This window comes from Metamycoplasma auris 15026, from assembly GCF_000367765.1.
GTDB lineage: Bacteria > Bacillota_I > Bacilli_A > Mycoplasmatales > Metamycoplasmataceae > Metamycoplasma > Metamycoplasma auris_A.
This window is the reverse complement of the sequence record NZ_AORI01000004.1, coordinates 23,113-29,768: the sequence shown is the minus strand read 5'-3', so window position 1 is coordinate 29,768 and position 6,656 is coordinate 23,113. Positions and strand designations below refer to the sequence as shown.

The window sequence follows — 6,656 nt, the reverse complement described above, 5'->3', positions numbered from 1 at the left end:
CGATGGCAAAAAAGCATTTGAATCTGAAATTGTTAAATTAGAAAAAGATATTAAAGAAAATACCAACTTAAAACCAGAAGTTAAAAAGAAACTAGAAGAAATTCTTGAAGAAGCAAAAAAAGAACAAGAAAAATGAACAAAACCTGAAGACTTTAAAAAAGCATTAGAAGATTTAAAGAAAAAAGTTGAAGAAGCAAAGAAAGTTACAAATAACCAAATATCCTCAATATCAAAGAATGAATATGATTTCTGAAAAGATTTAAATGTTGAAGCAATTATTAATTCAGAAGAAAATATTCCACCAACAAACAATGCACAACCTAATAAAAATAATGAATTTGATGAAATTATTAAAAACCTAAAAGATATTTTAGTTTTATCAAAAGATAAAACCAGTATTGAAGGATTAAAACTTCTTAAAGAAGATAGTAAAAAATATAGTCTTTGATATGATGCTTTAAAAAGAAATATTGTAATGGTAGAAGGCAAAGAGCCACCATTCGGAAAAAATTCAAAAACTAAAAAATGAATACTTTTTGAATTTAATGAAAAAGCTTCTAAAGTTGCAGAACCAATTAGACTAGTTAATGATGAAAAACCAACATACAAAAAGAATAAACTCTCAACTAATTTAGTATTTAATTTTGATGAAAAGAAAGAAAATATAATAATCAAATATAAAGTTGCCGAAGATTTAGGCAAAAATAAAGAACCAATAATTTCTTCAATATCAAATGAATCAAAAATTCAAATCAAATCTGCTATTCCTGAAATGCCCTCAATTAAGCCAAAAAAAGAGCTTGAAAAATGAAATAAAATTTTTATAGATAGCCCTACTGGTGCTGATATAAGAGGTAAGGTAAAAGATTATAGAAAAATAAAAGAATATAGATTTTGAAGAAATCTAAATATTGAAGCTTTTATTATCGAAGAAGGCAAAGAAATTGAAATTAAGCCAGCAGCTCCAAAACCTCCTGCAGCTCCAAGTACTCCCTCAGCCCCTGTAACGCCTATAGCTCCTAAAAATAGCTCTAAAATATATAAAATGCCTGAGTTATATATACCTTCAGAAAATAAAAATCTATTTGAAGTAACAGATAAAAAAGCTTTAAAAGAAGAATTTGAAAAAGCACTTAAGGCTAATAAAGATGGAGCTATCAGAATAGACAAAGGTGTAATTAAAATAGGAAAGAAAGATGCTTTTAAAGCAATTAAAATAAGTGCATCAATAAAGAATCCAACTCAAGTTAACACACATGGTAAAAATGAAAATATAGGTTGAATTTTTGAAAAGGATACAAGAAGAAAAGGAATTCTTCTAAAAAAAGAATCAGACAATAAATATATCCTAAGTTGAAAACTTATTACTACTGAAGATAATAAAGTTACTAAAAAAGAAAAAACCTATACCCAGGTTTTTGAATTGTAGTAATCTAACTTGTTAGTCTTGTTAATTATTGAACATCTTAAAAATGGCCATCTGGTCATTTTTAATTTTCCAATTAGTTTATTCTTAACTTTTTTCATTTGGTAATAATTAAAAATCAATCTTTTTTCTTAACTATTTTTCCTCATTTAATATGTTTCAATATTTTCAATCATTTAGTTCAATTAGTATTGAAAACTAACAAAAAATAATCTTTTTTTCATTCAAATAATAAAATAATGATTGAAAGTAAAGAACAAAAATAACAAAAAAGAAGAGAAGGAAAACTAATAATATATAAGAAATATGAAACGAAGTTTTAGATTTTTATTATTAAGCACTAGCATTGCAACAATTAGCATCCCTATTTTAGCAATTTCATGTAATACTAAAGAAGATAATAAAAAGAAAGTTTCTGAAACTAAAATTACTAAATCAGAAAAATCAATCATTGAAGATGGAAACTGAAACCCCATTGTTAAAAAAGAAACAAAAAAACTAAATAATGAAGTTAACTCAATTTCATCAAATAAAGAAAGACATTTTGATGAAATTGAAACACCACTAGAAGATAACAATGAACTTGATGAGATTGCAAGTAATCTAAAGGATATTTTTGAATTTAATGATACTGATGAAGCTCATTCTGCATTAACTGAGTTATTTAAGGATAAGAACAAATATAACTTATGATACAGCTGAAAAGATAGAAATATTGTAATATCTAAAAAAGGGGAAATACCTTTTGGTAAGCATAGAAATAAAGTTGTTATATTCACATTAAAAAATAATGAAGAAACAAACAAAGTAATAAGTCCAATTCAGCTTATTAATGCTAAAAACCCAACATTTAAAGGCAAAAACAAAGATTGATTATCTTTATCTAATAGATTAGATTTTGAGATTAAGGATAACAGAAATAATAAGCTTGAATTAATAATCAAATATAAGGTTGGTAAGTATATTCAAGGAGCTGACCCTGAAGTTTCTAAAGAAGAAAATCAATCTATAGTTTCTTTTGAAATAAGTCAAACTGAAGAAATATTGCCATATGAGGATGATTCCAAATTTAGAACTCCAGATTCATACACTACTATTGAATCATTAGATTCTTCTTCTTTTTATGATGATTATGAACTTCTTCCTTCAGATAGCCCCTCTGAATTTGCTGAACCAGTAGATGATCCTTCTTCTTTTGAGTCTGAATCTTCTAGTGATATTTCTTTAGCAAATGGAGAATTTAAACTTGGACACTGAAATATTCTAAAATTTACAGGCGATGACAAAAAACAAAAAGATAAAACCAAGCGTATTGCTCTTCTAAGTGAAAAAGAAAAGTTTGATATTCTTGGTCTAACTGAAGTTAATAAGCCAGAAGGCGTACAAAAAATTGTTGATGAAATGAACAAACTAAGCCATTCTAACATGTATGCCTACATTGTATCCAATAAAGAAAAAGGAAGTACTTTTAATAATAATAGTGCTGAATCTGTTGCAATCATTTATAACACAAAGAAATTTGAACCTATTGCATTTAATAATGGACAACAAGGCTATAGCTACAAAGAAAAATTCACTGACTTTTTAGGAAATAATAATGCTGAGTATGCAAGACCCCCTTATGGAGTGCAATTCAAATACAAATTAAATCCTGATAAGAAAATGACTTTTGTATTTGATCACTTTGATGGACCAGGTTCTAAAAAAGGTGAAGGAAAAAAAGATGGCATGGGAATATTTGAATACCGAGAAGCAAAACATCTTGAAGAAGTCTTAAAACATTTTGAAAAAATAAGTGATGATAATGCAAGTATCTTTTTTGGGGGAGATACTAATATACCTATTGGAAAAGAAAAATTAGCATTCGACTGATTGAAAAAATACAACGGAAGCAGTGACTATGAAACAGTCTTTGATGATTCAGATGCAAATAAATCATCCCTTGATGGTAAAGGAATTGGATACTCTCATCCATATGACAAAATCTTTTACAAATCAAATTTCAAATTGATAAAAAAAGAAGTATTTGACCTTTATAAAGTAGTTAATGATTCAGCATTTAGAAAACTGTTTGAAGATAACAATGTAGTAATTAATGGCATTGACTTAATTAGAAAAGGTAGTTACTTAAGTGACCACACTTATATAAGCGCAACATTTAAAATTGCTTAAAATAAAATAACCAGATAAACTATTAATTTACATTTATCTACTTTTTATTAATATAACTTAGTCTAATAAAAAAGTTTTAATAATACTTTTAACGAGTTTCTAATGAAGCTCGTTTTTTATTTTAATTTAGCAATATTTGTTTAAAAAAGACCTTAAAATTGCCTAATAAAAATGCACTTTTCAACTTAATTTGAGATGATTTTTGCAATTATGGCCTTTTTTTTTTTTGTATAATGCAAAATATATTGAAGGTTTAAATTTAGGTTTACAAGCAAAAAAGGGACATGACAAAAGAATTAAAGCTATTACTTAGCATTGCAACAGTTAGTGTAGGCACAACTGTTGCTTTAGCTATACCATCAAAAGATAGAATAGAAAAAAACAAATTAGAAAAAGAAATAAAAAAGATTGAAGATAGAATTAAAGATAAAAAACATCCATTAAGTGAAGGTAAGATAAATAAATTAAAAAAAGAAATTACAAAAGCTAAAGAGGTACTAAAAAAATCAAAGGATATTTCTTTGATTATTTCAACGAAAGATAATTTCATAAAAACAACATCTGCAATTATTAATTCAAATGAAATAATTCCATGAATGCATATTAATCCAATTAATAAAAATGAAATTTCAAAATTAGAAAAAAAATCAGCTGAAATTACAGGAATATTATTTGATAATCCATATAACAAAGAAATTGAAAAGGCTAAAAGAGATAAAGAAATATTACCTAAGATATACAATGATTCAGCCTCTGGACTAGATATTGATATTCACTGAACTAAAGAAGAATTGGAAAGATATGTTTACAAATTTTTATGATATCTAAAGAAAACTAAGTTAGATGCAATTAAATCAGCTAAACTAACTGGCGAATTATTTAATATTCTAACAAAGCAAATTGATAAGAAAAATATTGAAAAAGCTGAAGCAGCTGATCTAGAAAAGCAACAAAAATGAGTTGATGCTTATTTAGAAGAAATCAAGAAACTAAATGAAGAAATAACAAAAGATATAGTTTCTGAATTAATTAAAGAAATTAAGGCTAGAATGTATCGTGATTCAGTGTCAGGATTAGACATTGAACTTCATCCTTCATCTAAAGATATTGAAAAAGAAAATAAGCGCCTAGATGATAAAGTTAAAGAAATTCTAGATAAAAATTGAAATGATAATAGAGTAATTTGAAATGAGATTTTTGCCTCTTCTGATACTAAAAAACTCTTTGATGACACTTATGCAGATTTAACTAAAGATGCGCTTGATAGATATAAGAAACATCTTGATACACATATTAATGAATCAGTTAAGCTAACTGGTGAATTAATGGAAATATGAAGCTCTGAAGCTGCAATTGAAAAACCTAAACCAAAGCCTGCACCAGATCCTATTGAAGACCCAGATCCATCTTCTCCTTCAGATGATGAAAGTTCAACAGTTGGTGAAAAGGAAGAAGAAATAGTTAGCAATCTTGGCAATGCTCTATTAAAAAATCAAGGTGATAAAAACTATAGTAAAATGGTGCATTGAATCCTAGATGGAAATCATAATTTGTGATATGACAGAACTACTAAACATATTCTAATTGCTAAAAAAGGCATAATTCCTCTCGGAGATAGTTACTCAGGTGATAGATATGAGTTTTTAAAACTTACAAATGATGCTTATAATCAATTGATAAAAAATATTGATGGTGAACGTCAATTAGTAAATGCTACAAAACCTACTTACAAAAAAGGTGAATATACTAATCTATCAGCAATGTTAGATTATAAAATCCTAAATAAATCTGAGTTCACTGATGAAAATACATCATCAGTAACTGTAACTTTTGATTTAGAAGTTACTTACAAGGTTGGTAAATTTGTATTTAATGGTAGCCCAATAGTATCAGAAAGTGAAAATAAATCAACAATTAGCATCGAATATACATTTACTAAAGATGGAACTGATGACGAAATAGATGAACCACAACCAGATGATGGTAATGAAGAAACACCACCAAATGATGGAACTCCGCCAAGAAATGATGACTCTTCTTCTCCTAGTGACGATGACTCTGAAACTCCTCCTTCAAATCCTCCAACAGACAATATTTCTTTAGGAAATGGAGAATTTAAACTTGGTCACTGAAATATCCTAAAATTTACAGGAAATGATAATCAAAAAGATAAAACAAAACGTATTGCTCTTCTAAGTGAAAAAGAAAAGTTTGATATTCTTGGTTTAACTGAAGTTAAAAATCCTAATGGCGTAAAGAATATTGTGGATGAAATGAACAAACTAAGCCCTTCTAACATGTATTCATACATTGTATCCAATAAAGAAAAGGGAAGTATGTTTAATCGTGGTTCTGACGAAGCTGTTGCAATCATTTATAACAAACATAAATTTGAACCTATTGAATTTAGTAATGGTAGTAAAGGCTATAGCTACAAAGAAATTTTCACTGACTTCTTAGATAATGAAAATGCTGAGTATGCAAGACCTCCTTATGGAGTGCAATTTAGATACAAATTAAAACCTGATAAAAAAATGACATTTGTATTTGACCACTTTGATGGTCCTGGTGCTAAAGATGACTTAGGTGAAAACATGCTAAATGGTATGGGAACATTTGAATACCGTGAAGCAAAACATCTTGAAAAAGTCTTAGAATATTTTAAAAATATAAGTGACAAAGAAGCAAGTATCTTTTTTGGGGGAGATACTAATATACCTCTAGGAAAAGAAAAATTAGCATTTGATTGATTAAAAAGAAATGGAGGAAGCAGTGGTTATGAAGCAGTATTTGATGATGCTCATAGACATAGATCCTCACTTGGCAGAAAAGGTGAAAACTACACTAATCCATATGACAAAATCTTCTATAAATCAAATTTTGCATTAATAGATAAACAAGTATTTGACCTTTATAAAGTAGTTAAAGATCAAGAAATTAGAAAGCTATTTAGAAAACATAATGTTGAAATTAAGGACACTAAAGATATTTGAAAACCTGGTGTCTTAAGTGACCACACTTATATAAGTGCAACATTTAAAATTGCTTAAAAATAAAC

At 27.4% G+C, this 6,656-nt stretch carries 3 protein-coding genes; all 3 read left to right on the top strand.

The genetic code is table 4. From position 1 onward, the window contains the following. On the top strand, window positions 1–1,429 hold a 1,429-nt coding region (locus MAU_RS03615; RefSeq protein ID WP_052000275.1), incomplete at its 5' end, for a hypothetical protein. Window positions 1,430–1,732: 303 nt separating this feature from the next. Beyond that, the gene (locus MAU_RS03380) at window positions 1,733–3,598 is read left to right on the top strand and encodes an MnuA family membrane nuclease (RefSeq protein ID WP_004423564.1); all 1,866 of its coding nucleotides are present in this window, start codon (window positions 1,733–1,735) and stop codon (window positions 3,596–3,598) included. A gap of 284 nt (window positions 3,599–3,882) precedes the next feature. Further along, window positions 3,883–6,648: an MnuA family membrane nuclease gene (locus MAU_RS03375; protein ID WP_004423562.1), complete on the top strand. Its 2,766-nt coding sequence runs from the start codon at window positions 3,883–3,885 to the stop codon at window positions 6,646–6,648. Window positions 6,649–6,656 lie beyond the last annotated feature (8 nt).